The organism is Exiguobacterium sp. HSB13, from assembly GCF_056764755.1.
The window spans coordinates 848418-873498 of sequence record NZ_JBUZOM010000001.1 but is presented as its reverse complement, the minus strand read 5'-3'; the positions used below and the strand labels follow the sequence as shown (position 1 = coordinate 873498).

Annotated in this window: 27 protein-coding genes; 14 read left to right on the top strand and 13 right to left on the bottom strand. The window is 48.2% G+C overall.

Going from position 1 to position 25081, the window contains the following annotated elements; translation table 11 throughout:
* The first annotated feature begins 47 nt into the window (after positions 1-47).
* From ACZGCQ_RS04705 to ACZGCQ_RS04695, 3 genes are read left to right on the top strand one after another with little or no spacing between them, the layout of a single operon-like run.
* Positions 48-1031 carry an ROK family protein gene (locus tag ACZGCQ_RS04705; RefSeq protein ID WP_481265638.1) on the top strand — a complete coding sequence of 328 codons (984 nt, stop codon included), beginning with the start codon at positions 48-50 and terminating at the stop codon, positions 1029-1031.
* A complete protein-coding gene (locus ACZGCQ_RS04700) occupies positions 1028-2191 on the top strand; it encodes an MFS transporter (protein ID WP_481265637.1) in 1164 nt (387 codons plus the stop codon). Before ACZGCQ_RS04705 ends, ACZGCQ_RS04700 begins: the two co-directional genes overlap by 4 nt.
* A gap of 17 nt (positions 2192-2208) precedes the next feature.
* On the top strand, positions 2209-2586 hold the full coding sequence (locus ACZGCQ_RS04695) for a VOC family protein (protein WP_481265636.1): 378 nt from the start codon (positions 2209-2211) through the stop codon (positions 2584-2586).
* 507 nt (positions 2587-3093) lie between these two features.
* Here the strand turns inward: ACZGCQ_RS04695 and ACZGCQ_RS04690 are convergent.
* Entirely contained in the window at positions 3094-3705 is a 612-nt protein-coding gene (locus ACZGCQ_RS04690; RefSeq protein ID WP_481265635.1) for a DUF3885 domain-containing protein, read from the bottom strand.
* 97 nt (positions 3706-3802) lie between these two features.
* Between ACZGCQ_RS04690 and ACZGCQ_RS04685 the strand changes: the two genes are divergently transcribed.
* Entirely contained in the window at positions 3803-4270 is a 468-nt protein-coding gene (locus tag ACZGCQ_RS04685; protein WP_481265634.1) for a GNAT family N-acetyltransferase, read from the top strand.
* A 99-nt stretch (positions 4271-4369) separates the two neighbouring features.
* Here the strand turns inward: ACZGCQ_RS04685 and ACZGCQ_RS04680 are convergent, their stop codons facing one another.
* Positions 4370-4699 (bottom strand): DUF3784 domain-containing protein, encoded by a 330-nt coding sequence (locus ACZGCQ_RS04680; RefSeq protein ID WP_481265633.1) that lies wholly within the window; start codon positions 4697-4699, stop codon positions 4370-4372.
* A gap of 409 nt (positions 4700-5108) precedes the next feature.
* Between ACZGCQ_RS04680 and ACZGCQ_RS04675 the strand changes: the two genes are divergently transcribed.
* A complete protein-coding gene (locus ACZGCQ_RS04675) occupies positions 5109-8327 on the top strand; it encodes an ABC transporter permease (protein ID WP_481265632.1) in 3219 nt (1072 codons plus the stop codon).
* A gap of 114 nt (positions 8328-8441) precedes the next feature.
* Here the strand turns inward: ACZGCQ_RS04675 and ACZGCQ_RS04670 are convergent, their stop codons facing one another.
* Together ACZGCQ_RS04670 and ACZGCQ_RS04665 are read right to left on the bottom strand one after the other, a co-directional pair.
* Positions 8442-8726, bottom strand: a complete 285-nt coding sequence (locus tag ACZGCQ_RS04670) for a hypothetical protein (protein WP_050677872.1) — start codon at positions 8724-8726, stop codon at positions 8442-8444.
* A complete protein-coding gene (locus tag ACZGCQ_RS04665) occupies positions 8723-9025 on the bottom strand; it encodes a DUF2089 family protein (protein WP_481265631.1) in 303 nt (100 codons plus the stop codon). The genes ACZGCQ_RS04670 and ACZGCQ_RS04665 overlap by 4 nt, the downstream gene beginning before the upstream one ends.
* A gap of 187 nt (positions 9026-9212) precedes the next feature.
* Between ACZGCQ_RS04665 and ACZGCQ_RS04660 the strand changes: the two genes are divergently transcribed.
* Genes ACZGCQ_RS04660 through ACZGCQ_RS04650 form a run of 3 tightly spaced genes read left to right on the top strand, consistent with a single transcriptional unit; the run spans position 9213 to position 11273 of the window.
* On the top strand, positions 9213-9626 hold the full coding sequence (locus ACZGCQ_RS04660) for a DUF4064 domain-containing protein (protein ID WP_481265630.1): 414 nt from the start codon (positions 9213-9215) through the stop codon (positions 9624-9626).
* A gap of 28 nt (positions 9627-9654) precedes the next feature.
* Positions 9655-10344 (top strand): ABC transporter permease, encoded by a 690-nt coding sequence (locus tag ACZGCQ_RS04655; protein WP_481265629.1) that lies wholly within the window; start codon positions 9655-9657, stop codon positions 10342-10344.
* Positions 10344-11273 (top strand): ABC transporter ATP-binding protein, encoded by a 930-nt coding sequence (locus tag ACZGCQ_RS04650; protein WP_481265628.1) that lies wholly within the window; start codon positions 10344-10346, stop codon positions 11271-11273. The genes ACZGCQ_RS04655 and ACZGCQ_RS04650 overlap by 1 nt, the downstream gene beginning before the upstream one ends.
* A 104-nt stretch (positions 11274-11377) precedes the next feature.
* Here the strand turns inward: ACZGCQ_RS04650 and ACZGCQ_RS04645 are convergent, their stop codons facing one another.
* From ACZGCQ_RS04645 to ACZGCQ_RS04635, 3 genes are read right to left on the bottom strand one after another with little or no spacing between them, the layout of a single operon-like run.
* Complete coding sequence (locus tag ACZGCQ_RS04645; protein WP_481266367.1) at positions 11378-12337, bottom strand: FecCD family ABC transporter permease; 960 nt, start codon at positions 12335-12337, stop codon at positions 11378-11380.
* Between the two features lie 5 nt (positions 12338-12342).
* Positions 12343-13326: a FecCD family ABC transporter permease gene (locus tag ACZGCQ_RS04640; RefSeq protein WP_481265627.1), complete on the bottom strand. Its 984-nt coding sequence runs from the start codon at positions 13324-13326 to the stop codon at positions 12343-12345.
* A gap of 57 nt (positions 13327-13383) precedes the next feature.
* Complete coding sequence (locus ACZGCQ_RS04635) at positions 13384-14304, bottom strand: ABC transporter substrate-binding protein (protein WP_481265626.1); 921 nt, start codon at positions 14302-14304, stop codon at positions 13384-13386.
* A 183-nt stretch (positions 14305-14487) separates the two neighbouring features.
* Between ACZGCQ_RS04635 and ACZGCQ_RS04630 the strand changes: the two genes are divergently transcribed.
* Complete coding sequence (locus tag ACZGCQ_RS04630; protein ID WP_481265625.1) at positions 14488-15234, top strand: arylamine N-acetyltransferase family protein; 747 nt, start codon at positions 14488-14490, stop codon at positions 15232-15234.
* Positions 15235-15237: 3 nt separating this feature from the next.
* Positions 15238-15708, top strand: coding sequence for an NUDIX hydrolase (locus ACZGCQ_RS04625; protein WP_481265624.1), 471 nt, complete (start codon positions 15238-15240; stop codon positions 15706-15708).
* Between the two features lie 44 nt (positions 15709-15752).
* Here the strand turns inward: ACZGCQ_RS04625 and ACZGCQ_RS04620 are convergent, their stop codons facing one another.
* The 4 genes from ACZGCQ_RS04620 to ACZGCQ_RS04605 form a co-directional block, all read right to left on the bottom strand.
* Positions 15753-16454: a DUF554 domain-containing protein gene (locus ACZGCQ_RS04620; protein WP_481265623.1), complete on the bottom strand. Its 702-nt coding sequence runs from the start codon at positions 16452-16454 to the stop codon at positions 15753-15755.
* Between the two features lie 16 nt (positions 16455-16470).
* Positions 16471-17403, bottom strand: coding sequence for a DMT family transporter (locus ACZGCQ_RS04615; protein WP_481265622.1), 933 nt, complete (start codon positions 17401-17403; stop codon positions 16471-16473).
* The gene (locus tag ACZGCQ_RS04610; RefSeq protein WP_481265621.1) at positions 17403-18068 is read right to left on the bottom strand and encodes a GntR family transcriptional regulator; all 666 of its coding nucleotides are present in this window, start codon (positions 18066-18068) and stop codon (positions 17403-17405) included. The genes ACZGCQ_RS04615 and ACZGCQ_RS04610 overlap by 1 nt, the downstream gene beginning before the upstream one ends.
* An 84-nt stretch (positions 18069-18152) precedes the next feature.
* Positions 18153-18923: a CPBP family intramembrane glutamic endopeptidase gene (locus ACZGCQ_RS04605; protein WP_481265620.1), complete on the bottom strand. Its 771-nt coding sequence runs from the start codon at positions 18921-18923 to the stop codon at positions 18153-18155.
* Between the two features lie 157 nt (positions 18924-19080).
* Here ACZGCQ_RS04605 and ACZGCQ_RS04600 point away from each other — a divergent pair, with 157 nt between their 5' ends.
* On the top strand, positions 19081-19404 hold the full coding sequence (locus ACZGCQ_RS04600) for a PadR family transcriptional regulator (protein WP_481265619.1): 324 nt from the start codon (positions 19081-19083) through the stop codon (positions 19402-19404).
* 1 nt (position 19405) lies between these two features.
* Positions 19406-20164 (top strand): hypothetical protein, encoded by a 759-nt coding sequence (locus ACZGCQ_RS04595; RefSeq protein ID WP_481265618.1) that lies wholly within the window; start codon positions 19406-19408, stop codon positions 20162-20164.
* Between the two features lie 59 nt (positions 20165-20223).
* Here the strand turns inward: ACZGCQ_RS04595 and ACZGCQ_RS04590 are convergent, their stop codons facing one another.
* Positions 20224-20796, bottom strand: coding sequence for a GNAT family N-acetyltransferase (locus ACZGCQ_RS04590; protein WP_481265617.1), 573 nt, complete (start codon positions 20794-20796; stop codon positions 20224-20226).
* 15 nt (positions 20797-20811) lie between these two features.
* Positions 20812-22047 (bottom strand): MDR family MFS transporter, encoded by a 1236-nt coding sequence (locus ACZGCQ_RS04585; RefSeq protein ID WP_481265616.1) that lies wholly within the window; start codon positions 22045-22047, stop codon positions 20812-20814.
* Between the two features lie 120 nt (positions 22048-22167).
* On the opposite strand from ACZGCQ_RS04585, the gene ACZGCQ_RS04580 reads away from it, so the two are divergent.
* Positions 22168-23781: an ABC transporter substrate-binding protein gene (locus ACZGCQ_RS04580; protein ID WP_481265615.1), complete on the top strand. Its 1614-nt coding sequence runs from the start codon at positions 22168-22170 to the stop codon at positions 23779-23781.
* A gap of 139 nt (positions 23782-23920) precedes the next feature.
* Positions 23921-25060: a globin domain-containing protein gene (locus tag ACZGCQ_RS04575; RefSeq protein ID WP_481265614.1), complete on the top strand. Its 1140-nt coding sequence runs from the start codon at positions 23921-23923 to the stop codon at positions 25058-25060.
* The last annotated feature ends 21 nt before the right edge of the window (positions 25061-25081 follow it).

Below are 25081 nucleotides of genomic sequence, written 5' to 3'. Positions count from 1 at the left end.
AACTTATTAAACTTTTTTAATAAGTGATTTAGATTGGAGGTCTTTGTTTGACTGAACTCATTTCACGTACACGTCACGCTTTTTTAGTCGACCATCTGGATACGATCCCTGCGATTCGTCAAGTCTTGGATGTCAGTTTTCCGACTGCAAGCAAACAGATCGATCAGATGATCGCTGCACAGGAAATTGAAGAGACACCACTTGAATTGGTTCGCGGAGGACGTCCGGCAAAACGGTATCGCTACCGCGCGGATCGCTTCCACGGACTCGCTCTATATCTCGAACGCACGTATCTGCAGTATCGCATACACGACGTCGGTGGACATCTGATCGCAACGGATCGCCTGAACTTCGATTCGTCGGATCATGAATCTGTTTTATCGAAAACACTGACAACATTACTCGACGATCATCCATCTATTCAAACGCTTGCGATTGGTGTCGCTGGTGCCGTTGATACAACCGGCACGATCCTATTCGCCCCAGATTATCCGACGCTTGACAGTCGCCCCTTGCAACAAGAACTGACGGAACGGTTCGAGCGGCCCGTCATCGTCGAAAATGATATGAACGCTGCAGTCCGTGCACAAGCTCCTGATAACGAGACGACTGTCTATGTGTATCTCGGGACGAACGGACCGGGCGCTGGCGTCGCCGTTTCCGGTCATGTCGTCCGCGGAGCGCATCACTTCGCTGGAGAGATCTCGTTCATCCCGTTTGACGACAAGCGAAATGTCGGTCAAGTCCTCGCGACGACTGCACCACACTCTGACGACTGGTATGAGGCGTTGAGCCGGATCATCCTCTCGTTTAGCGTCACCTTGAACCCAGATGTCATCTTGTTTACAGCGTCAGATGTCTCGGATGACGGATTAGCACGGTTGACGGAACGATGTGCCAAGCGCTTTCCGCTCGATAAATTACCTCAGTTGCGGCAAGGCGACTGGGAAACCGATTATTTAGATGGTTTGATGCAACTGAGCATCCAGTCATTTATTGAACAAATTCCGTTAGGAGGTCTCGCCCGATGACCCGTCTACTATTACCTTTGATTTATCTCGCTTTTATCAGCCTTGGTCTTCCAGATGCGTTACTCGGTACGGCGTGGCCTGTGATGCGGCTCGATCTCGACGCACCGCTCGACATGGCAGGTTGGCTCTTTATGACGATTGCTGCCGGAACGATCGTCTCGAGTCTGTTTAGCGGTCGTCTGATCGAACGTTATTCAACAGGTCCGATCACGGCAGCTTCTGCCGGTTTGACGGCACTGGCATTGATTGGTTTTTACGTTGCTCCGTCCTTGATTTGGCTCTTCGTCCTTGCGATCCCGCTTGGACTCGGTGCTGGAGTCGTTGACGCCGCACTTAATCATTTTGTCGCCACGCATTATCAAGCGCATCATATGAACTGGCTCCATTGCTTCTGGGGCATCGGTGCGACGGCCGGTCCGCTCATCATGGCTGGTGTATTGCTCGATTCCGGTTGGCGTGTTGGTTACCTCGTCGTCGGTGCATTGCAACTCGTCTTGATGATTGTCTTAATCGTCAGCTTACCGCTCTGGAAGCGGGCTCCAAAACAGGTGTCCGAACAGGTTCAGTCCGTAAGTACAGCGTCCGGAAAACCACGTGGATTGATTGCCGCTCTCGCAGCGTTTTGCTTTTATTGCGGAGCCGAGGCGGTCGTCGGGCTGTGGGGCAGTAGTTATCTCGTCCAAGTCCGGTCCTTTTCCGTAACATCAGCAGCGACGTGGATTTCCGTCTACTACGGAAGTATCACCGCGGGGCGTTTCATCAGTGGTTTTCTATCGCTGCGCTGGTCGAATCGTCGTTTGATTCGTGTCGGTCAATGGACGGCACTCGTTGGTGCTGCTTGTTTCATCCTCGCACCCGCTGCCTGGATGCCGCTTGGTTTCGTACTTGTCGGGCTTGGTCTCGCACCGATTTACCCGGCAATGCTCCATGAGACGCCGGTTCGCTTCGGGGAGGCTGCGGCGCAACGGCTGATGGGGGTGCAAATGGCATTCGCCTATACCGGTAGTACCTTCATGCCGCCATTATTCGGATGGCTGGCGACGTCCTATTCCTTATCGTTGTTCCATTGGTTTACGATCAGTCTCATCTTCTTGATGCTGGTCGCTACGGAAGGGTTGAACCGGATGTTATTCAGACAGCGATTGGCAAAAGCGTCTTGAAAAAAGGAGGAATGGAGATGAAGATTGAACATATCGCCCTCTGGGTGGCAGACTTGGAAGGAATGCGTCAATTCTACGAAACACATTTTGATGCAACGGCAGGCGAGCGGTATCATAATCCGGCGAAAGGGTTCATGTCGTATTTCCTGACGTTCTCGAGTGGTGCGCGTCTTGAGTTGATGCATCGGACGGATATCACGGAACGGACGATGAATGCGCTCGGGTATGCCCACTTCGCCTTTTCGCTCGGCAGCAAACAAGCGGTCGACGACTGGACGGCTCGGTTACAGGATGCCGGTGTACAACATCTTGACGGTCCCCGGACAACGGGTGACGGGTATTATGAAAGTACGATCACGGACCCGGAAGGTAATGTGATCGAGTTGACGGTCTAATGATGAAACGAAACAATCCCTCATTCTGATTAGAGTGAGGGATTGTTTGTTGCTCGATGACTGCTCAATGGTTTCCTGCTTGTTGGTATGTTTCGTGACGAGTAGGTGTATGACACGCATTTCAATCAGGCTATCTTTAGACGACTTATTTAAAAAACTCTTCCACTGTAAACATTTGTAATGATACGCTTAAAAAAACCAAATTATGACTATGTGTATTCATTTTACGAGGAGGTAGTTTATGCGAAGGCATTTGGGATGGATCTCGATCGGCATCGTCGTTTTCACTTTCCTTACTGTTAAGCTCTTACCGTTCAATGGTTTTTGGGGTACGAACTATATGTTAGCTGGACTATTGCTTGCGCTAGTGTGCGCCATCATAAGTCTTAGAAATACGGGAAAAATCCTCGCGTTAACATTGCTCACCTCTCTATTGGTTCTTTTTATTTTTTCAGTGATCGGCTTCTTGGCACTGGCTTGAGTATTTCTAAAAGCGATTAAAATCGATTAGCTGATATCATGACGATATTTCTTCTTAAACACGTCATACGTTGCTGAATCACCGAACAGAAGGAAACAGCCGCGATCATCATAGATATTCATGACGATATTTCGATCTACGTTCACGAAAAAGACTTCCGGATAATATGTATACGTTTGATGAAATCTTGGTTGTAGCGGTGGGAAGTCCTGATGGCAAATCGCTTTGATTACACGCTGATAATTTAACGTCTGTTTGTTCGGTAATAACACGGCATATTCGATCACTTGCTCTTCTTCATCCATCACTTTCTCTACAAACTTTATGTTGTATTTGTCTGCTCTACGTCTTAACTGATGAAACACTTTCGTCGCTGACTGTTGATACTTACCGCGCTCACTTCTCACATGCACAATTAAATAAAGGGACTCCTCTTCTCGGAATACATCTTCAAACAGTTCGTTTGATTTTTTGTATACCTGTTTGAAGTATTCCTCGTTGACTTCATCTGAATTATCCTTTAGCTGATAAAGATCCTTCACTAAGTCTACGTGGAATACTAAATCCTTCTCGACAAAGGAACGATCAAATAAGTTCACCTTCCCAAAATGTTGTTGCAAGTATTGTTCGAAGTTCATTCCAAAGCTCCTTTATTCTGATGAGGACAGATGTATTGTTTTGAATAACTGTTGCAGGACGGATCGATATAACAATTGTAGAAAGGAGGATGAGAAGATGATCATTGATACATTATCGAATCATCCTAAACAATTAGAAGTGGTTGCCACAATGATTCATACCGAATTCGTTCAAAAGAAAAATCGGACGACACCGTACGAACAAGTAAAAGCATTTTTAGACAAAAAACCAAGAGAACCCTATCCTGTGACGTTCGTTGCCTTAGATGATGTCACGTGTGTAGGAACTGTCTCCTTATTTGAAAATGACTTGATTGAACGACCAGCCTATACACCTTGGCTCGCTTCTTTATTCGTTGAAAAAGTCTATCGGAATCAAGGAATCGCGCAGCAACTCATCAATCAATTAATCGTTTACGCCAAGTCACGACAGGTTTCTACAATCTACTTAAAAACAGATAACGCTGCAGCATATTATAAAAAATTGGGATGGACCTTGGTCGAAACGATCAAGACGACGGAGTTACCCATACACATTTTTTCATACACGATTGATGAGGGTTGATATCTTCATATGAACGACGAAAGTCATTTCGATGTTAATCGTCTTAAGGGATTTCTCATTATGGTTTAAATGATGGAGGTCTTGCTGACGTGAACAAAATTATCTCTTTTTCTTGAATCGGTCATTCGTGTTGGAATAGACGATTGCAAATACAATAAGAAAGAATAATAGCAGGACGCCCAAAGTAAACAAAGAGTGATATCCAAACAGCTCGCTCCCAGCAATCAACAGGATGCTAAAACAAACGCCGTACATGATCTTACCCATAAATTGACATAGGGCGACTTCGTCATAGTCTTGTTTCTTGCTTTCAGACAACGTATTATATCCTGCAAGCAATGATGCGCCTTTTCCTTTCGATAGAACGGTAGCAAACACCAGCAGAGGAACAAGGATTATAAAATAAACAATGGATTCGCTCACGACCATCCGCTCCTTTCTCTCGTTTTAATGTATGACGCGTGTCAATTCATTAACGCTTTTATACTCCTTCAGGTTTCATAACCTTTTTGAATTAATCACATAAATCGAATGATGTGGATTTTTTCCTATCATGAGCACATGATAATCTATTCGTCCCCTTCAATGTCATTCTTAAGTTGAATGATTGACTCATTTTTCTGATTTTTCTGTTTTTATACCCCGCTTTCTCAACCTTCGATTATAATTAGGTAATGATTGGATTTTTTACTTACATATGGAATAAGAGGTATTCATTCAAAGGAGGGTTCATCCATGACTGAATCGGTACATATCGTCAGCCACACGTCACTTCAGTCGACTGTTGATGCAAGGTCCATCATAAGACAGGACATTTTACCACTGGAGGAGTTTGCCGATGCTTAAGTTCATCTGGAATTCCTGGTGGCGCAATAAAGAGCGATTCATCCTGCTACTTGTCGGCGTTCTGATCGTCAGTACTGGACTGAGCTATTTGATCGGAACGACGCAAGCCAATAACGGAACCGTCGTCGATGAACTGCAAAAGCGCTGGGGCTCCTCTTACGACATCGTCGTCCGACCGGAAGGCAGCCGGAGCGTAACGGAAGACTTAAAGTTACTCGAGCCAAACTATATGAGTGGGCTCGATGGGGGGATTACGCGTAAACAATACGAGACGATCAAAAAAATGACTGACGTCGAGGTCGCTGCCCCGATTGCGATGATCGGCTACAATCAAACAGTTTCAAGTGTGGGTACGCATACGATCGACCAAGAAGGCATTTATAAACTAACGATCAAAGATACGCAAAATACCGGATTACAGAACGAATCCTCGAGTGGAGTCACCTTCTTAGCAGCAGGATGGGAACCGACAGAAAATGCAGTAAAATCAGGTGTGTCCCCCCTCCCCCTTGGAAAACAACCGTTATACGAGTATGGAAGTCAAGTCATGATTGCGGGGGTTGATCCCGAAGCGGAAGCCGCACTCGTCGGCTTGGACCAAGCGACGACAAAAGGAACCTACAGTAACTATTTTTCAAAAGATGATCAAGTCACCTCGTTTGGTGAAGACGGTGTCCAAATTCCGATCCTGTTGAACAATCGTGAATACGTGGACGCGTCACGCATCTACACGTACGAAAAAGTGGAGCTGCCGTCGAAAGAAACATCCATTAACGATCTGGTACAACAGGTCGAACAAAAAGGCGGAAAAAAATACTTAGACTCCTTACCGACAAGTGGTGCGAAACGTTATACGATCACGACACAAGATGTCCAGAAAAAACTCGTCAATGATATTTTGAAACATACGTTACCGACTGCTGAAGAGACGAACAGTAATTCCTTTACGTGGATTGCCTTAAAACCGTCTCCGATCGACTACCGCTCAATCAAAAGTCCGTACGCATCACGTTGGCCGTTCACCTACCAAGTCCAACCGAAACAAGTCGAGCAAGATTCCTTACTCGCTAAACGCAGCATGTACCGGGAAGCGCGCATGTTCGGAAAAGAAAGCACGGACTGGCCAAAGGTCAACTTGAACTACATCGGGGTCTTCGATCCGAAAAAATTGAACATCTCGAAAGACCCGCTGACAGAACTGCCGATGGAGACGTACTTCCCGTCAAAAGCCCAGTGGGTGATGGATAAGAATGAACGTCCCGTCAATCCGGTTCGAGACGTTAAACCGACGAATGATCCATATGATTTCCTGACGAAACCACCGTCGATGCTGACGACGCTCGATGCTGCGTTTAAAATTCGTGGTGCCAAAGCGATTTCTGCCATCCGCGTCAACGTCAAAGGTGTCGAGACGATGAATGCTGCTAGCGAGAAAAAGCTCCAACAGGTGGCAACAGAAATCGAACAGAAGACAGGTCTAATCACGGACGTGACCCTCGGCTCGTCACCGCAGCTCGCCTTGACCTATTTACCGGGTCTAAAAGACGAATCAGCGCTCGGCTGGGTTCAACAACCGTGGATTAAGCTCGGCTCGTCGATTGCGATCTTCCAGGAAGCAAAAGTCGGGATGAGCGGCATCATCGCAAGTGTCATCGCTGTTGCGCTCGTCTATGTCTTCAGCTCGAACATCATCCTGCTGTATGCACGAAAGAAAGAATTCGCGATTTTATTATCACTCGGTTGGCGTCCGCGTCAGCTGTCAAAACTACTGTTCCTCGAAGCCACGCTGCTCGGAACACTGGTCGTCTTGATTGCCTGGACTATTCTTGGTTCGTTCTGGGTCACGACGGACAACCCGATTGCAATCAGTCGAATTTTATTGATTGGTCTTGCTGGTTTACTTATTTACTGGGGTGGAGCGCTCGTGCCGATGACGCTCATCCGTCGGATCAAACCGTACGAAAGCATGCGTTCCGGTGAAGTCTCAAAAGGTCGCCGTTTCGTTCGTGCACGTAGCGTGCTTGGGATGAGCATCAACCAGCTCGTCACCTACTGGCAACGGACATTTCTTTCGGTCGTCGCGATCGCTTTACCCACGAGTCTGTTCATCTTCTTCCTCTTCATCACGTTCCGACTAAAAGGCGTCTTGTACGCAACGTGGCTCGGCGAATATGTCGCGCTCGAAGTCGGAACGATGCACTACGTCGCGATGGGTGTCGCTCTACTGATTGCCATTCTGACGACGACCGAAATCATGTGGCAAAACGTCAATGAACGGAAAAGTCAGCTCGCCGTCCTTAAAGCAACGGGGTGGCAAGACAAACAAGTTCGTTTACTCGTACTAAGCGAAGGCATGATGACAGGACTCTGTGCTGGTGTGATCGGTCTCTTGACAGCACTTGGAATGATTGGCTTCGTTTACGGACAATTTCCGGTCCAAGAGCTTGGTTTCCTCAGCATCATGCTCTTGATTCCAGTGATCACGGGTCTGTTAGGTGCCTTGCTCCCTGCCGAGCGTGCCGTCCGCATCACACCGAATGCTGCACTCGGCAGTATCGTCGAAAATACGCAAGCGACAGAACGGCGTTTTAAATGGGCGCTCGGATCCATCGCCGTTTCCTTGTGTATCGGAGTGGCAAGCCTGTTCTTGTTCGCCTCAACGGAATCCTCAACGACTACAACACAGAGTGCTCCTCAGCAACAGACGAGCGGACAAAAATTAAAGGATTTGACCACTGATCCAAAAACATCTGCTGACAAGAAAACAGGTGATCAAACAGCACTAAAAAAACTGATGAAGAAAGGAGTCATCCAAACGTATCCGGGCGATCCGGAAGCAACTTCTGAACTGTTCTATGCTAAATCACTCATTCCAACACCGAAAGAACTCGATTTAAAGGAAAAGAGCGGTTATCGGTATGTTACGGTTCCTGTTGTCATGTACGATCCCGATAATAGAGTAAAAGGCGCTTATGCTATTTACCGACCTGGCACCTTTACATTGACGTCGCTCGACGGAAAAGAATATGAAACCGTTGATTACGTCAATCATAATAAGAAAGCATTCAGAAACAGTTATCAGTATCTCCCACCATATAAGTCAACCGTTGATTTAGTCTATCAAGTTCCTGATGACCAGAAGGTATTCGTTCTCTTTGCGGCGGATGATGCGTTTCCAAAGGATACGACAGTGAAGATTGAACTCGATTAATATGCCGTAATATGAATCTAACCCGGAACACGTAAATGAGAGTCGCCTCGGTTTCATCATCGAAACCGAGGCGACTCTCATTTTTCACTAAAAAACGCTATGTATCGTTGTAACTCACAATGTATCGTGCACGCGCATCCGTTCTAATTCTTTTTCTTGATTCTCTTTAAGCTTCTTTCGACCACGCGACCATTGTTCCCACAGTGAAATCATGCCGACTCCTAAAATCAATACATAGGCTAAAAAACTATTGTATCTACCATCAAAGTAACGCCATGTCAGGAAAATCACTAAAACGATTGGCATGATGATACCGAGATACGGATTATGACGACTCGATAAAAAATATTGTATTCCTAAACAGATGCTGATAATTAGAGCAGAAATGAAAAAGTTCATTCGCTGTTACCCCTCTCAAGTCGATATTTTTCGATGATTTTTTTGGCATCTTCAATCGTGATGCGGTCCTCGATAGCCATTTGTTTAATGTATGCGATGAACGGTTCATTCTCGATTTTCTCATTCACTTCGATTTTTTGAATGATACGATCGACGCGAATCCGGACTGTGGGATAGGAGACATCATAATGTTTCGCCAGTTCTTTTAAGGAACCCGAGCTTACGATGAATTTTTTAACAAATTCTATCTCTTCCAATTCTAGAGATAAAACCCAATCTGGAACATCATCTTTTTTCATTTACCATTTCCCTCCCATGTCACTATAGTAGCATCTATTTAAACAAAGTTAAAGTATTTTTAATATTAATTAAACATTTAACCAATAAATAATTAAAATATATTCATTAATTCGCTTGTCATAGTGATTGGAGTCATGGTAGTTTAGGATTGTCAAATCGGAAAAATAAGGAAAAGGAGTGTTTTACTTGAAAAGAAAAACGGAATACATTTTTGCTGTCATCGGTATCGTCTTGTTCGGTTCATTGTGTTTAGGAGGTTTCTTGTTATCTGGATCGATTGCGGATCATGCTGGGATGAAGGACTTGGTCGACCAATTTATCCGCGATGAGAACATCACGGATGTCACGGCGAATCAGATCCTCACATCCTTCCAACAATTCTTCTTGTATCTTGGTGCTGTCTCACTCTTATGTACATTAGGAGGTATCGTTTCAATCGTCCGGATCCGTAAAAACGGTTCTGCTGGAAAGATGCTCATCATTACTGCGATTCTCGGTGGGATCTTCACATTACTCGCTGGCGTCTTTGGTTCAATCGCTTACTTGATCGCCGGTATCACCAACGTATCGAAGAATAAAAAGCTAGCACGGCAATATTAATTTTACTTACAGAAAGGTGCGTCTACATATGTTTGCCATAACACTTCGCGAATTTAAATCGCTTTTTCAAAGCATCCGTGCCATCCTGATCATCGTCGTGTTGTTCGGTGTGACAATCGGTTCCGCTAAACTCGTCAGCCAGTTCAAAGGACAACTCAGTGATCTCGGTTTAGGTAACAATGCCTATATCATCGGTTTGATGCTACTTCTGTTCTTAGCTGCTCCTTTGTTCGTAACAAGTATTTCTCATAGTAGCGTCAATAAGGAGATAGAGTCGAAGACGATTCGTTTTCTTGCGACGAAAACGTCTCGTGAGAACATCATTTTCGGCAAATTTTTAGGCAACGTCTCATTTTGGGTGCTTTGTCTGACAGTTGCCCTCTTATTGATCGTTCCATTTTCAAAGTCGTTTCACTTCGTCGATTTGATCCAAACCATCATCTTCGTCTCTTATTTCATCGGTCTGTCGTTATTTCTTTCAACAGTCGTCAATAACTCCTCGATGACGATGTTCATCGGGATTTTCATCTCGATTGCGCTACCAGTCATCGGGATGTGGAGTCTTTTTTCAAAGAATGTCATCGTCGATACGATCTCTTACCTGACACCGTACTACTATTACACACAAGAAAATACTGCCTATACCTATCTTGTCTTGATTCATATCGCTGTTTTCATCATGACGAGTCTGGTTATCTTTAAAAGGAGAGATCTGTGATGTTAGCCCTTCGCGCAACTAACTTAACGAAACAATATGGCAACAAGACCGTCGTCAATCAGCTGAATCTCGAGATCAAACAAGGGTCCATCTTCGGCTTCCTTGGTCAAAATGGCGCCGGTAAATCCACATTCATCAATATGATTACAGGACTTGTCCGCCCGACGTCCGGAACGTTCGAATTACTTGGAGCAACGAATGATTCCTTGAAGAACATTCGGACACGGATTGGTGTCCTACCGGATTACTCAACTTTCTATGAGAATTTCACAGCACTCGATCACTTGAAGTACTTCAGTAAAGTCCTTGGTCTTAAGATAACGACGGACGAGTTAAAACAACTTCTTCGCGATGTGCAACTTGAAGACGCGATCGATATGAAAACGAAGAACTACTCGTTCGGGATGAAAAAAAAGCTCGGGATTGCCCAAGCGTTGATCAATCGACCGGATATCTTGTTTTTGGATGAACCGACGTCAGGCGTTGATGCCAACTCGATTCTCGGTATCCATTCCTTGATTCGCAAGATCGCAGCAGACGGAACGACGATTTTTCTGACGTCCCACAACTTGGACGAGGTCGAAAAACTGTGTACGGAGATCGCAATCATGCAGGATGGATCGATTCAGACACAAGGCACGATGGAGGAGTTGCGGGAACAACATGAGAAGAACATCACTGTTCATATCAAACATGCGTCGCTCGACAATGAGATGCAACTACACTTACAGACCAAGTTGTCGACGCTTGCGAAAGATGTCAACGTCTCCTCTACTCACTCGACGTTGATCGTCCAAAGTGAACACGATATCGCTACAATCAATAGCTACCTCGTCTCGCAACACGTCAACGTGTATCGACTCGAAGTAGAGGAAGCTTCTTTGGAAGAGATTTTCTTGAACTTAGGTTCAGAAATCCGCTCGGCATAAAGTGAAAAACATGTCTCGTGATGCATCTAATAAAAACTTCTATACAATAATCCCCCCATTCCAATTATGAAATGAGGGGGATTGTTTTGTTTTGTTTCATCCGTTTAAGCCGTCCGTTCTCTTCGTAAGAGATACAAGAAGTACGGCACACCGATGATTGCTGTGATCAATCCAGCCGGTACTTCAAGCGGCGGATGAATCCCGCGACCGAGCGCATCGGCGACGACGAGTAACCCACCGCCGAGTAATAGCGCCATCGGTAAGACTGCGAGATGTTTATGTCCGACGAGGCGCCGTGCCATATGCGGGGCAATCAGACCGATGAAGCCGATTGCACCAACCGTCGCGACGGCAACACCGGCTAGGACGACAGCGAGCGCCAAGAAGACGTGACGCGTCCGTTGAATCGGTAACCCGAGACCAATGCTGACCTCTTCACTGAGTGATAAGACATCAAGTTGACGGTGTCGATAGAAGAGGATCGCACCGATTACGACGAGGACAGGCACTAAGATCAACACTTCCTGCCACCCTTTTCCGAACAGACTACCGGCGAGCCAGACGAGTGAATCGTTCGTCTGAAGTGGAAATTTGATCAACAGATATTCTGTTCCCGAGGCACAAATCGCACTGACGGCGATACCAAGTAACGCAAACGAACTGCGGGAGACGTTGCCTCCCCGCTCAAGCATCATCAACGCCAGCATGACGAGCGCTGCTCCGATGAAGGCGGCGATCGGTGTCAACAAGAGCGGACCATCCGGCACGAGGGCAATCGTCAAGACAGCAAACAGAGATGCTCCGTTCGTCACCCCGATCACGTCCGGTGAGATCAATGGATTGCGGATGACACTTTGTAAAATCACTCCAGCAAGAGCGAAACTCGCACCTGCTAAAAAGGCGAGAACCGTTCGCGGCAAGCGGTAATTTTGAACGATGAAGGCATCCTTTCCACCAAAGAATGACTGCCATAGTTCCGATAACGATAATTGAATCGAACCGACCGACAGTAAGGCGAAGCTCGTGACAAAAACGACTAACGCGACAAGTAGAATCCGACGCATCTCTCTCATCGTAATCCCCCTTTCATCTGGCGGCGTGCCAGCAGAAGAAAGAAGGGTGCACCGAGCAATGACGTCACGATGCCGACCGGTGATTCATACGGATAGGCGATGAAGCGCGCCAGGACATCAGCATACGTCAACAACAGACCACCGATGACGGCAGAGACGGGTAAGACGATTCGGTAGTCCTCGCCAACGAGTCGGCGCGTAATGTGCGGCACCATCAGACCGATGAAGCCGATTGCTCCGGCGACAGCAACCGTCACCCCTGCGAGTAAGACGACACTGATGCCGGCAAGCAAACGGATTCGCGTCACTTTTTGCCCGAGACCGACCGCGACGTCTTGCCCGAGTTGAAAAACAGCGAGCGATTTCGCGAGACTCGCAGCGAGAAGCAAACCCGCGAGCGACCACGGTAAGACGATCCGGAGTTCGAGCCAGCTTGCATCACTGAGCGAACCGGACAGCCAGTACAAGACGTTCGTGATCCGGTCGTTGAACAAGATCAAGCCTTTCGTCAGTGACGTCAGTAAGAGATGAATCGCCATCCCGACGAGGGCGAGTTTTAATGCCGTCATTCCGCGAATCGAAGCGAACGAGAAGACGAGCACACCACCGAGCAAGGCACCGGCAAAGGCGAAGTAAAGCAGGTTCGCCGTTCCAAGCGATGGAAAGACGAGCAGACTTAAGACGACGAGAAACGACGCACCGGCGTTGACCCCGAACACTTGCGGTGAAGCGAGCGGGTTCCGCGTCACGGCTTGCATGATTGCTCCGGCGACGGCAAGATTCGCTCCGAGCAACAACCCGAGTAAGAGCCGTGGCAAGCGCAGATTCGTCAGAACGAGCCCTGCTTTAGAGGTCGTGCCACTGATCCACTCGTGCACTAAGTGAACCGGATTCATTTGTGTGATGCCAAAGAACAAGCTACTATAAACGGCCAAGCAACTGAGTAAGATAAGTATGAAGACCAGACGTTTCCGCTGCACCGGATGTTTCCCCTTTCTAAGACGAAAAGCCAGATTGCTCCGGCTTTTTGTCGTTCGTTATTTCTGTTGTAGTAATTGAATCGCTTCATCGACGATTTGTTCAGCAGCGTCAAGACCACGATAACGCGTCCAGAGGTCACGATTGACTTCATAGACTTCCCCATTTTTGACCGCCGTGATTTGATTCCAGAGCGGATTGTTTTTCCACTCCTTCAGCAGCTTCGGATCGGCTTCCGCCATGAAGATGACGTCTGGGTCCCACTTGACCATCTGCTCTAACGTAATCGTCACAGTCGGTTCCGCTGTTTTCGTGACAGCATTCTCGATCCCGATCTTCTCGAGCAATTCACCGTCAAACGACGTCTCACCGTGTGCTGTCAGTGAATCGGCACGGAATACACCGACCATGACTTTCCGGTCATCTTTTGGGTCAACCTTCTTTTTCGCTGCCTCTAAGCGCTCCTCATGCAGCGCAAGGCGATCGTCCATCTGTTTCGTTTTACCGACTGCTTCCGCAATCGTCTTGAACGAATCGATGTTCTCTTCATACGTTGCATTGCGACTCTTTAAGATGATTGTCGGTGCGATTTCTTGTAATTGCTTGTAAATCCCTTTGTGACGATTAAAGTCGCCGATGATCAAGTCCGGTTGCAAGGAACTGATCACTTCAAGATTCGGTTGTTGGCGTGTACCGACTTCCGTGAACGAGATGTCTTTTCCGAGTAATCCGGAGACATCCGTCTTATTTTCTTGTGCGATCCCGACTGGTGTGATCCCGAGTTCATCTAAGGCATCAACGAATGAAAATTCGAGCGCGACGACCTTCTTCGGCTTTTCCGGTACCTTCGTTTTTCCTGCTTCATGCGTGATCGTCCGCGTCTTTTCGCTCGATTGCTCTGCTTGACCTGAACAAGCTGCAAGCATCAAACTGCTCAACACGAGGAGCGTCAACGCTGTCATCCAAGTTTTCCGTCTCATGGTGAGACCCCCTTTAATTCGTGATTCGACATTGAGAATCATTCTTAATTAATCCTGTCTCAGCATATCAAAGATTTCCATCGAACAAAAGGGAAATCCTTATTTTCAGATAATATAGACTGAAAGCCACATTTTCTGAAGGAATATGGGATAATCAGGTAGTGAACAAAGGAGGAATGAGAAATGGATTGGATGAAAGACTTAGGACAGCGGATTGAGTTTCCGCTCGATTCGATTACGTTTAATCAATTACCTGGCTTACTCGAAGCCTTCGCCTACCATTTACCGTTCGAGAATACGACCGTGCTTGAGAAAAGACTCCGTCCGTTTAGCGACGAGCGCTTCATCGAGACGTTTCTGACAGAACGCCGCGGTGGTGTCTGTTATGACTTAAACGGACTGTTGCACCGGGTCCTGCAGGAACTGAATTATCCCGTTCGACTTGTGCGAGCGACGGTTTACGATACGAAGTCAGATGCCTGGTCAGCGACCGGACCGACCCATGTCGCGATCATTTGGAATGAGACACATCTGCTTGATACCGGCTTCGGTGTCAACTTACCGCTCGTTCCGATTCCGTTAAGTGGGGAAACCGTTAATTCCGCTAGCGGCAGTTACCGGATAATCAATGACGATACGCTCGAGATGAAGCGAACGGGACAAGCAGAGTTTGTGACTGGATACCGGTTCGACCGTGAGACAGCCATTACGATGGACGACTTATCGAAGATGGAACAGATCATCCAGCAGAGTGATGCTTCCCCGTTCAATAAAGGCCGCCTCGTCGCGATGCGGACGCCGCGCGGACAAAAGACGTTGACTGAGCGGACGTTACGGATTGAAGAGGCGACGACGACCGAGTTACCGGTCGCAGGTCCTACCCAATTCGAGATGCTGTACAATACACACTTTTTAGGACGGGAGTCGTAAATCATGGATCGTTACACACTTTGTTTAATCCGCCATGCGGACCACTTTTTACTCGTCAATCGGCAAAAACGTCCGGCGATGGGCATGTGGAACGGTGTCGGTGGTAAGATCGAACCGGGCGAAACACCGGAAGCCGCCGTCATCCGCGAGACGTTTGAAGAGACGGGCATCACGCTCACCTCAGTGACATCAAAAGGCATCGTCCGCTTACACGGGGAAGAAACGTCTGGCATGTACCTCTACCTGGCTGAATTAGAAAATCGTCCGTTTGCGACACCGGTCATGACGGTCGAAGGGATCCTCGATTGGAAACCACTCGACTGGATTCTAAACGACGATAACATGGGAGTCATTAGCAATCTCCGGCATTACTTACCGGTCGCTTTGACAACGGAGCAACCGTTGTTGCACGATTTCCATTACGATGGACATACGATCACTGTTTACGAGACGCACGAATTAATTGAGACATAACACAACATCCCCGCTTGTCCTCTCGGACAGGCGGGGATGTCTCATTAGAATAGATGTAGACCTGTCACGATGACAGCGACGATGACGATGCCCGGTAGCAAGTTCGCGACGCGGATCTTCGTGATGCCGGCGAGATTGAGACCAATCGCCGCAATCATCACCCCACCGGTCGCCGTCATCTCCAAGATGAATTCTTGCAGCGCGGCGTCGGGAATGAACTTCGTGATGGCAACGGCACACAGTGCAATCGCCCCTTGATAGAGAAAGACGGGAATTGCCGAGAACATGACACCGATACCGAGTGTTGAACTAAGGACGAGCGCCGTAAAACCGTCAATCAACCCCTTCGTATAGAGGACGTCGTGATCCTGACGCAGTCCACCGTCTAGTGCACCGAGGACACCCATCGCTCCGATGACGAAAATCAACGTCGCGGTGACGAACCCTTCGGCGATATTCGACGGACGCCCGCGACTGATCTTGCGTTCGAGCCACGCTCCCATCCGATCGAGCTTCTCGTCGAGGCGGAACCACTCTCCAATCGCTCCCCCGAGGACAAGACTACCGATAACAATCAAAAAGTTCGTGCTTTTCATCCCCATCTGAATCCCGAGGACGACGACGGCTAGACCAATCGCTTGCAGGACCGTCTCCTTCATCCGTTCCGGAATCCGGTGGAACATCAATCCGAGCAATGTCCCGATGATGATCAGGACGGTATTGACGAGTGTACCTGTTAAAACCATCTGACAGCCTACTTTCTCAATTGATTTTTCGTTTCGCAGGACGGACGACCGTCCGCTCCGCCTGATTCAAGCTATGCAACGTCATCCCGAGCATGACAAGGATGATCCCGAGTGTCGCGAGTCCCGTCGGAAGTCCCGCGTGGAGAAACAAAATCTCGCCGAGAACGGTAAAGATGATCTCAAACGACTGCGTCGCTTCGATCGCAGCTAACCGGACCGGTTCCGTCCGGACGAGCGACGTTGCGTAGAAAAAGAGCGATGTCGCGATGACGCCTGAGAATAAGGCGACGAAGCCGGACTGGGTCACTTGACTGACACTCGGTAAGCCGACTTGTATGTAAGCAATCACCGAGAGCACGATCCAAAACGGTAGACTCGCGATCGTCATCCCAAGGATCCGTTCAAAGACGTCGAGCTCGTTTCCATACCGTTCCATCATCTTGCGGTTCCCGAGCGGATAGGCAATCGCAGCGACGAGCACCGGCAAGGCACCGAACAACAGCGACTGCAGCGACAGACTTCCTGCGACGGATACTTGCATGACGACGACCCCAAGGACGATCAAGGCGGAATACTTGAGTGCCGACCATGGAATCCGTTGTTTGAACAAGGGTGCAAGCAGTGGTCCGGCTAAAATCGTCAATTGCCACGTTCCGGCAATCAGCCAGCCCGGTGCATGATCGGCAGCGAGACAGATACTACCGTAAAACAGCCCAAAACCAATCGTTCCGTACAGTAACCAAAAGCCGATATCTGCTCGCAGTGCTTGCATGACGCGCCCGATGCCTCGGCGCATCAAGACGATGACGATAAAGAACGGCAACATCAAGAAGAAGCGAAGCGACGCACTGTAGATCCAGTGCCCCCCTGCTCCTTGCATCGATTGATTCAAGATGAAGGTGACGGCAAAGAACATCGCCGCTAAGATGCCATACATGATCGGTCGCATCAGCGCTCCTCCTTTAGTGTTGAGACGAGTAGACGTCCGAGTCCGTTCCAGTTGTGTTCCGTCGCTTGGACGAGCTGTTCGATATCCCGTTGTTCACACGCAACTAAAATCGCGGCATGATCGGCAATTGACTGACGTCCGAGTCGATCGAACTGGGCGTATTCGAGCCGGCGGATTAGCGGTGTCAATCGGCGAATCGTTTCTCGTAGCTGAGCGTTCTGACTCCGCTGCACGAAGACATCGTGAAAAGCATCGTCAAGCGTCAGTGCCGTCTCCGTATCCTGCTGATCAATCGCCGTCGTGAACTGTTGATGAATCGTTTGAAGTTCCGTCACGTCGTCTTTTGTCAGCACTGGTCCCGCCAGGCGCGCTGCTAGTCCATGCAATGTCGCGATGATCGGATAGGTTTGCTGTGCCTGTTCAGCATCGAGCTCCGTCACGATCGTCCGCGAACCCCGTTTCGCAAAAATCAATCCCTCCTCCTCGAGTCGTTTCAAGGCTTCGCGAACCGGCGTCCGACTGACACCGAACATTTCCGCGAGCGCTTGATCGTTCACCTTCTCACCTGGGGCAAGGCGTAAGGTGATAATGTGATGTTGCAAACGTCGATACACTTCCTCACTGAGAGGAAGTCGTGCAATCGCTAAATCATCTGTAGGTTTCATACAAGTAATATATTACATATTAATCATCGTTACTACCTTTATTCAAAATTAAAACTCCCCGTCACATGACGGAGAGTCGGCTATTCAAACATTTCGCGGATTCATCGGTCCATTCAAGTGACTGAGATCATGTCGTTTTAACAAGATCAATTGAATGACGATCGCAACTAAAAGATAGACTTGCGTTAATAGCGAGGTAATCCCTAAATTGACGTTGACGACATCCGCAGCGATGCTCGCGAAATCCCATAAGGCATGGAAGATGATCAACGGCCATAGATTATTCAACTTCAGTGCGATGATCGCAAAGAATACACCAAATACGAACGTGTTCGCGAGTTGGAACAGCATCGCTGCCGGTGGAATCAAGGCAATCAGATTCAGCAGATGAAACGACGAGAACAGAAGCGCACTGATGAGGACGGCACGATACGGATGTTCATTCGGTCGAAGGTAACGCAGGATGATGCCTCGAAACAGAACTTCTTCGTTGAAGCCGACGAATAAGGTCGTCACGAAGACAATTCCTACGAGTTGAAGCACCGACGACGAAGGTGACGTGGTGAACAGGGCGTTGACGATCAGACCGACTTGAAAGAGAACGATCAACAGTAACGGAATGTACCAGACGAGTCCTCTTGCTTGCAGTTTCGAAAAACCAACGGCAGCAAACGTGGCATGACGACGAATGTACCAAACGAGAAAGAGTGCTGACGCTACTTCACCAAAAATCGCGATCCGTAACAACTCTGGATCACCGTAACGAATGCCGAAGCCAAATGCCGAGACAGCCATGACGATACCCATGATGACGAAGATGACGGTTGCCGAGACGATGGTGTTCCGCTTATCCACGATCAGGACCTCCTTTTCAAACGAGCGACCTTCCTTCTGTATCATTGATTTACCTTTTTTTCAGAGAAATGAACCTTTTTTTCTTCACTACCTTGCAATACAAAATAGCTTAGCGTATCATTACCTTGTAATACCAAGTAGCGAAAGGAAGATGCGGATGTCTTCGACACAAATGTTAAAAGGGATTCTTGACGGCTGTTTACTTGCGTTGATCGCGGAAGACGAGATTTATGGCTATGAACTGGCGTCCAAACTCAAAGCATACGGTTTTGCTGACATCAGCGAAGGAACAATCTATCCCTTATTGATCCGGATGCAAAAACTGGGCTGGATCGAAGCGACTTCACGCGTTTCCCCGTCTGGTCCGAAGCGAAAGTATTATTCGATCACGACGAGCGGTATGGAAGAACTTGTTGCTTTTACGAAACGATGGCATCACCTTTCGATGAGTGTCGAAAGCATTTTAAAGGAGGATGATTGAGATGACCCTATCGACGGAATCAACACGATTTTTAGAAGACTTAAAGGTATACCTACTTGCTTCCGGAAAAAATGAACAGGCAACGAACGAGATTGTTCATGAACTCGAAGACCATCTGATTGAAGCGGAATCGGACGGGAAATCGGTTCGTGCGATTACTGGCGAGAGTCCTGCTGCCTATATCCAGTCGATATCGAAAGAGATGGCGTTTGATCCGAAAGAAGTATTTTGGAACGTATTGCAAGTTTTTCTCGGTGCATCGATTTTTCTCTATCTCCAAAATCTCCTGAATGGAACAACGACGTTCAGCATGCTGCTCGTTGGCGGATTTTTACTAATTAGTATTGTGTATTTGACGACACTGGCGCTTCTATTCCGTCAAGATGCTTTACGGGATAGCGCGCGCCCTCGTATCATGCTTTACGGGATTCATGGGAGTGTTCATATTTTACTCATCATCGGACTATTGATCGTCAATGGACTTATCGATTCGCCAAAGATCACGTTATCCCTAAGCGTCGGCTGGATGATTGGTGCCCTATTGATTGTTTGGATTCTCGTCACAGCATGGAAGACAAAGACATGGATTTTGCCGATTGCATTACTCGTCTATTTTGCTCCTCAAATCATTCTCCGTTCTGTATTTGATTGGTCGGAATTGACTTCTGGACTCGTCGGATATGCTGTTGCTGCTATTACAATCACAGTTGCTTTTATTCGAGAATCTAAACAAGATCAGTCAAAATCGTCGAGTCACTGAAAAATCTGCTTTCGTTCTGATAGTAAAAAACGACCTCAGCGATGAGGTCGTTTTGTGTATTACGTATTCTTTATCCCGTACTCTGCCTCATACCGCTCACGCGTCCAGTTGTAGACATGGCTCGTCACGGTCCGTCCGTCGATTCGTTCTAAGACGAATGGTCGGTCAAGGACATGCGTAAAGCCAACTTTTTCAACGACACGGCGTGACTGGTCATTAAAATCAAAGTGACCACACCAAACGACATCGATCGGTAACTCCCTAAAGATGAAATCAAGCATTGCTTCGACGATTTCCGGCATCCGCCCTTCTCCCCAGTAATCAGGTGCGAGGACATAGCCGATCTCGACTTGACGGTCATGGGTGATCGAATCGTCCGGTCGACGATTAAAGTGAAATCCGAAGCTCCCGATGACTGCCCCCGTCTCCTTATCGGTCACGGCATATTCACCAGGTGACTCTTGGAAAATGACAATCACTTCGCGGCTTTCGTCAAGTGACGCGTGCGGCGCCCAGCCTGCTTTCGGTCCAACATTCGGATCCTTGGCGTAAGCATACAATGCGGCTGCATCGTTTTCTTGCCAACGGCGTAACAGGTGCCGTGGTGTTTCGATAGTATCTGGTAAGTTCATCTGTATTCCCCCTTATTAAGATACGTTTCGCTCTCGTTGAACAGATTCCTTCACGAACAGACTCGTATAAACTAATCCAAAGCCCGTTAGGAGGATCAATCCGAGGTAAACACTCATCATCGACGGAATCAAGAAGGTTCCGACGAGAATCGTCGACCGAGAAAGTAAATCCGCTCCAGCAAACGACGTTCCCGCGAACGCAGAGTACGCCCCACGTTGATCAGCTGGCATCATATTCGCTTTTTGTGTGTTCAAGACCGGAGAGTAGAGCAACTCGCCAATCGTTGCGATGAAGATGAAGACCATCAGTGCCGTCATGCTATTGGCACTCGTCACGACAACATAACCGATCGTGTACAGCATGAGACCCGCAGCGAGCGTCCGGCGCGGAGACAAACGCTTCGCTAGTCGCTGGACGATGAACGTCAACGTGACGACGAGCAACGTATTTTCGATGTTGATGATACTCATCATCCGGACCCCGTTGATCGACCACCCGGCAAATGATAGCGGTTCGAACGAATCGGCGAGTCGGACTGCGACGTAACTGCCCATCGAAAACTCAGCCGCTAAGATACACATCGAACCGAAAACGACCTTGACGAACGGGCGGTCCCGCCAAGCAAGTTGATAGCTCGTGAAGATATCCGTGAGGACACCACGTAGTTTTTGGCGCTGCCACGTCCGTGGCGTGTCGTCGAGAAACAGGTAGTACGCAATCGGTAAAACGGACGACGTGAAGCTCAAAATCCAGAACAACAGCAGTTGATTACTGACGTAGAGCCAGCCCCCGAGCGCCGTTCCGATGGCGATCGAGAGATTGATCAACCAGTAGTCAAGCGCATAAACCGCTTGGCGATTTTCCTTCGTCGTTGCATCGATGATAATTGCGCTCATTGCCGGTCGACCAAGATTACTTGTCACCGAGAAGACAGCGTAGATGACCATGAACAACAGCATCCAGTCGAATGTCAATGAGATCGTCATCGTGATGAACGTCAACGCTGTGAGCGCAGAAGTCGTGACGAGCAGACGTTTGCGGGAAAAACGATCGGCAAGATATCCGCCGAGTAGATTCGTGATGAAGCTGACGAAGACCATCGCGATCAAAAATGCACCGGCAATGACTTCGTTGAATGCCTGGACGAACAAGAGGGCCATGAACGGCATGATGGAGAACGAGACAGCCCGGTTGAAAAACGATGTGATGAGACGTACTTTAATTGGTTTCGGTATTTCTTTCCATTTCATATTGTCACCTTCCATTCTCTACCTGTATCATAAACAAGACAAGACACAGGAAAAATGGACGTCATTAAAAAAAGATGTCCCCTTTTAAGGAGGAGAAGTATGATGGATGCTTATCTTTTTATGTTATGGAAGACTTGCCGAAATGGACATTACTCGATTGCGACGCTTGCCGACGCCATCCATCTCAGTCCTAAACAAACGAAACGATATCTCAATAAATGGCAGGAAGACGGTTGGATTGGTTACACGAGTGGTCGCGGACGAGGCAACTTAAGTGAACTCGTCTGGTTGCGCCACGTTGAACGGGAATATGCGAAACGGATGCTCGAGCGGATTGACCGTGACTCGATCGAATCGGTGACGGAGGAATTGACGTGGGACTGGTCGCCGGCGCAAGCCGGACGCTTCATGCGGCAACTGGAACGAAAATTCGGCTATACACAGACGATGTCTGATGCGTTACTGATTCCGCGAAAACGAAACTTCCTGACGACCCACCCGTTAGAAGCAGCCGATATCCATAGTGCCCACCTCGTCCAGAACGTCTTCAACCGGCTGTTTACGATCGACAGCGACGGCAACATTCAGGGTGAACTCGCCCATCATTATATTTGGAACGGGACGACGCTCAGTCTCTTCTTACGGAAGGACGTCCGCTTTCATGACGGCTCGCTCCTGACGAGTAAGGAAGTGACGAAGAGCCTGCGTGCCTTGATTGCCTATCCGGCTTACGCTTATTCCTACCGGCACGTGAAAAAGATCGTCTCGAACGGTCCGTACCGGGTCGACCTCACACTCGATCAGCGCCGGAGTTCGATTTTTCCGCAACTTGCCTCGATACATACGAGCATCATCAAGGATGGCATTGGGACAGGACCGTTCCAACTGACGCAACATGACGACAAGAAAACCGTTCTGACAGCGTTCCCGAATTACTTTGGCATCCGTGCCCTGCTCGACCGGATTGAGTTCATCCAGATGCCGGAGCAATATGACCCGGTCTACCGGACATCGGCTTCTGATTCCAGTCCGATTGATACGATCGCAACGCAATCCGGATTTGGTCTTGTCTTGCTCCATCCACGCGCCGGTGGTCCGTTTGAATCAAAAGCCGCGCGTCATTATATCCACCGGCTCGTCGCGGAAGTCCGTGGTGGCATTCATGACTTCCATGAACGGGCACAACCGAACGATTGTGGTTTTCTTGAGTCCTATAGTCAACCGTATACCGTCCCGGATGGTCCTGCCGTTTTGTTCACGCAACCGATCCGAATCAAGCTGACTGATTTTACGGACAAAGTGACACGCTGGCTCTGTCAGCGATTTGATCAAGACGGGATTCCGTATGAGTTCGTCGAGGTCGGATTTGAAGAGAGCATCACGGATTTTCATGTCTACGATACGATCGATCTCGCCATCCATGCCGAAGTGTTCGAGCGAAATATCCAGTACGCTTTTTATCAGTTCATGACGAACACGTTCTCACCACCGATCCGACTGTTTCAGCAGATGCCAGAGATGCTGACCTGGATCGAACAATACGATGCTACACCGTTCGAAAAATGGCTCCCGATCCACCAAGCAATCGAACGCCACTTGATCGACGAATCGTATTTCATCCCGTTCTATCACGATACGCGGCTGATTCCGTATCCGATCGAACTGCAAAACATCACGATCGACTCGTTCGGTTACTTTGATTTCTCGAAGCTCTGGATTTCCAATCAATCGTGACGAATCGTTGTCGAAATCTTGACCTGCTTGTGACAAAAGACACGATATTCATTAATCTAGTATTTTAAATGTTGTATTAAAGATGAGACTACGAAATACTAAGACTGTCTTCATTACTTAACAAAAAGGAAGTGGTCTTATGTTATCAACCTCTACCATTCAAATCGTTCAATCGACTGTTCCAGTCCTCGCGTCGCACGGTGCCGCGATCACGAAAGTCTTTTATCAGCGTTTGTTTCAAGCTCATCCGGAACTGAAACATGTCTTCAATCAATCGAATCAGCGGAGCGACCGGCAATCGCAAGCACTCGCGACAGCCGTGTATGCCGCTGCTGCTCACATCGATCGACTCGAGACGTTAAAGCCAGTCTTATTACCAGTGCTCCATAAGCACCGCAGTCTACAAATCAAACCGGAGATGTATCCTATCGTCGGACAACAATTACTCGGAGCGATGCAAGATGTCTTAGGAGAAGCCGCAACGCCAGAAATCTTGCACGCGTGGGGAGAAGCATACGGAGAGATTGCCAATCTGTTCATCACGCTCGAAGCCGAACTCTACGCGCAGGATGAACAAGCGAAAGATTTTTCCGGTTATCAGACAGTCGAGATTTCGAATGTCGAAGAACAAGCGGATGGGATTCGCGCCTTGACCTTCCGCATGGACGGTCCACTCCCCGCTTATCAAGCCGGACAATACATCACGGTGCGGATTCAAGACAAAGACGGCTTATGGCATAATCGTCAATACAGTCTGACGACGGCATCAAACACGGAGACATATACGATTGGTGTCAAACGAGAAGGCATCGTCTCGGACTATTTACATGCAGCGCAAGTCGGTGACACGGTATTGATCAGTGCGCCAGCAGGTGCTTTTACACTCGATGCTTCCGACGAACCCGTCGTGCTGATTGCTGGTGGTATCGGGATTACACCGATGCTTGCGATGGCTGACGAAGCGTTAGCTGCTGGTCGCCACGTAACGTTACATCATGCCGTCCAAGACGAACGCAATCGTCCATTTAACGAGCAACTTGCCTTGCTTGAGGAGCGCGGCGCGCGAGTCATTCGTTACGCGGAGCATCAGGCGACGGATCAAGCGGGTCGCCTGCCGAAAGACGTTATCGCAAGCATCACAGATCCGACATACGTCTGCGGTCCGGAAGCGATGATTCAATATGTGATCGAACACTTCAAGGCGTCACCAGACAAACTGCATTACGAAATCTTCGGACCAACGCTTGCCTTTTCAGCAGAAACTCCAGTTGCTCAATAAAAAACATCCCGTTCACTTTGA

What these genes read in the sequence shown, in the direction of transcription:
- ACZGCQ_RS04670 (WP_050677872.1), bottom strand. Translation starts at nt 8,726, where the DNA reads ATGAACTTTTTCATTTCTGCTCTAATTATCAGCATCTGTTTAGGAATA.
- ACZGCQ_RS04595 (WP_481265618.1), top strand. Translation starts at nt 19,406, where the DNA reads ATGACCCTATCGACGGAATCAACACGATTTTTAGAAGACTTAAAGGTA.
- ACZGCQ_RS04695 (WP_481265636.1), top strand. Translation starts at nt 2,209, where the DNA reads ATGAAGATTGAACATATCGCCCTCTGGGTGGCAGACTTGGAAGGAATG.
- ACZGCQ_RS04585 (WP_481265616.1), bottom strand. Translation starts at nt 22,047, where the DNA reads ATGAAATGGAAAGAAATACCGAAACCAATTAAAGTACGTCTCATCACA.
- ACZGCQ_RS04615 (WP_481265622.1), bottom strand. Translation starts at nt 17,403, where the DNA reads ATGCGACCGATCATGTATGGCATCTTAGCGGCGATGTTCTTTGCCGTC.
- ACZGCQ_RS04655 (WP_481265629.1), top strand. Translation starts at nt 9,655, where the DNA reads ATGTTTGCCATAACACTTCGCGAATTTAAATCGCTTTTTCAAAGCATC.
- ACZGCQ_RS04635 (WP_481265626.1), bottom strand. Translation starts at nt 14,304, where the DNA reads ATGAGACGGAAAACTTGGATGACAGCGTTGACGCTCCTCGTGTTGAGC.
- ACZGCQ_RS04620 (WP_481265623.1), bottom strand. Translation starts at nt 16,454, where the DNA reads ATGGTTTTAACAGGTACACTCGTCAATACCGTCCTGATCATCATCGGG.
- ACZGCQ_RS04675 (WP_481265632.1), top strand. Translation starts at nt 5,109, where the DNA reads ATGCTTAAGTTCATCTGGAATTCCTGGTGGCGCAATAAAGAGCGATTC.
- ACZGCQ_RS04580 (WP_481265615.1), top strand. Translation starts at nt 22,168, where the DNA reads ATGTTATGGAAGACTTGCCGAAATGGACATTACTCGATTGCGACGCTT.
- ACZGCQ_RS04610 (WP_481265621.1), bottom strand. Translation starts at nt 18,068, where the DNA reads ATGAAACCTACAGATGATTTAGCGATTGCACGACTTCCTCTCAGTGAG.
- ACZGCQ_RS04685 (WP_481265634.1), top strand. Translation starts at nt 3,803, where the DNA reads ATGATCATTGATACATTATCGAATCATCCTAAACAATTAGAAGTGGTT.
- ACZGCQ_RS04665 (WP_481265631.1), bottom strand. Translation starts at nt 9,025, where the DNA reads ATGAAAAAAGATGATGTTCCAGATTGGGTTTTATCTCTAGAATTGGAA.
- ACZGCQ_RS04600 (WP_481265619.1), top strand. Translation starts at nt 19,081, where the DNA reads ATGTCTTCGACACAAATGTTAAAAGGGATTCTTGACGGCTGTTTACTT.
- ACZGCQ_RS04575 (WP_481265614.1), top strand. Translation starts at nt 23,921, where the DNA reads ATGTTATCAACCTCTACCATTCAAATCGTTCAATCGACTGTTCCAGTC.
- ACZGCQ_RS04650 (WP_481265628.1), top strand. Translation starts at nt 10,344, where the DNA reads ATGTTAGCCCTTCGCGCAACTAACTTAACGAAACAATATGGCAACAAG.
- ACZGCQ_RS04690 (WP_481265635.1), bottom strand. Translation starts at nt 3,705, where the DNA reads ATGAACTTCGAACAATACTTGCAACAACATTTTGGGAAGGTGAACTTA.
- ACZGCQ_RS04645 (WP_481266367.1), bottom strand. Translation starts at nt 12,337, where the DNA reads ATGCGTCGGATTCTACTTGTCGCGTTAGTCGTTTTTGTCACGAGCTTC.
- ACZGCQ_RS04590 (WP_481265617.1), bottom strand. Translation starts at nt 20,796, where the DNA reads ATGAACTTACCAGATACTATCGAAACACCACGGCACCTGTTACGCCGT.
- ACZGCQ_RS04700 (WP_481265637.1), top strand. Translation starts at nt 1,028, where the DNA reads ATGACCCGTCTACTATTACCTTTGATTTATCTCGCTTTTATCAGCCTT.
- ACZGCQ_RS04680 (WP_481265633.1), bottom strand. Translation starts at nt 4,699, where the DNA reads ATGGTCGTGAGCGAATCCATTGTTTATTTTATAATCCTTGTTCCTCTG.
- ACZGCQ_RS04625 (WP_481265624.1), top strand. Translation starts at nt 15,238, where the DNA reads ATGGATCGTTACACACTTTGTTTAATCCGCCATGCGGACCACTTTTTA.
- ACZGCQ_RS04630 (WP_481265625.1), top strand. Translation starts at nt 14,488, where the DNA reads ATGGATTGGATGAAAGACTTAGGACAGCGGATTGAGTTTCCGCTCGAT.